Annotated in this window: 1 protein-coding gene and 1 pseudogene; both read right to left on the bottom strand. The window is 54.5% G+C overall.

From position 1 onward, the window contains the following. Positions 1-517, bottom strand: a pseudogene (locus B5F35_RS18160) (hypothetical protein); the annotation flags it as partial. Between the two features lie 72 nt (positions 518-589). After that, on the bottom strand, positions 590-1,311 hold a 722-nt coding region (locus tag B5F35_RS18165; protein ID WP_140401301.1), incomplete at its 5' end, for a sortase.

The raw sequence follows: 1,311 nt of genomic DNA on the forward strand, positions 1-1,311 counted from the left end.
TTTTCCTGTTTTCCGGCACTTCGGAACAGATCCAGATGGAATACACCTTCTTGATCTTATCGTATTGGCCATGCGTGAATTCCCTGCCATACTGCGAAGAAATCAACCGGCAGCAGTAGTACAGGGCGCGCGTCACAATGGGATATCCTGGATGATAGCTGTTCTGCGCTTCGAGATTGATAATCAGCCGGATCGGCTCTCCGGTGGAGGGGGCCAGCGCCGTGAAGCGCACGTCGTAAACCACGGTTCCTTCATGCATGGAGCTGTCCTCATTGCTCATCCCGTGGATGCGGGGCGCTTCATCCGGATAGACCGGCTCCTCTCCCACCTGGGGCGTCCCTTCGATATACTGTTCCGCAATTTCCTGCGGCGTGCAGTCCCGGTATTCCTCCAGGCAGCTTTTCATGATCCATGCCAGGATCCGCTTTTCCGAGAGCAGCCGTTTGCAGGATGCGTCCATCCGGGCCTTCTCTCCCGCCGCCCGCAGCCCTGCCGCCACGGAAGCTTCCATATCCATGTTCATCACCTCACTGTTTCATCTTTAGTCTATCACAAAATTTTGCGCTTTTGAAGAATCCCATGGAAACTTTCATCCGATTTCCCGCGCCGTCACAATCAAACGAACGGAGGGCTGATTGGCAAGACACGTCACCAGCGTCAGCAAGTTTTCCGTGGAGCCGTTGAGCGGTGAGAGATCATTGACGGAAACAATGCGTGTTCCGGTCACTTGATACGTCCTCACACCCAGGGCCGTGCTGTAAGTGATAATGTCGCCGTAATTCAGCGAAATCAGCTGGGAAAACCAGGCGTTCGGCCCGCGATTGTGTCCGGCAAGACAGACGTTGCCATCCCATGCGCTGGTTCCGGTAAAATGGCCAGCGCCATATAAAAGGGTGGTATCATCCGTCCCTTCATAGACTGTAATATTTCGTCCTTTGATGTTCAACCGTCCCAGGACGCCGTTATATTGGAGGATAGAGCTGTCTGTGTAGCTGCCGCCTCCACTGGTTCCGCTGCCCTGCCAGCCAGGAGGGGCAACGGGATACCCGTTGTTGTCCGTCACTGTACCATCCGTATTGCCGGTGCTGGGGGGAATGACGGTAATCACGCCGTCCTCAGAGGAAATGATTCCGCTTCCGGACGTCGTAAAGTTCCCGTGGCCGTCATGGTAGATGATGGCGGTAGATTCCGGGTAAAAATAAGGGAATTCCTCCGCCTGTACATAATAATCGTAGTAGTATTCGGGGTCATCCCAGGCTGCGGAAACCGGAGCACACATGGATGCAGCCAGCATACCGGCCAAAGTGATAC

The sequence above is a fragment of the Anaeromassilibacillus sp. An200 genome (assembly GCF_002160025.1).
Taxonomy (GTDB): domain Bacteria; phylum Bacillota; class Clostridia; order Oscillospirales; family Acutalibacteraceae; genus Caccousia; species Caccousia stercoris.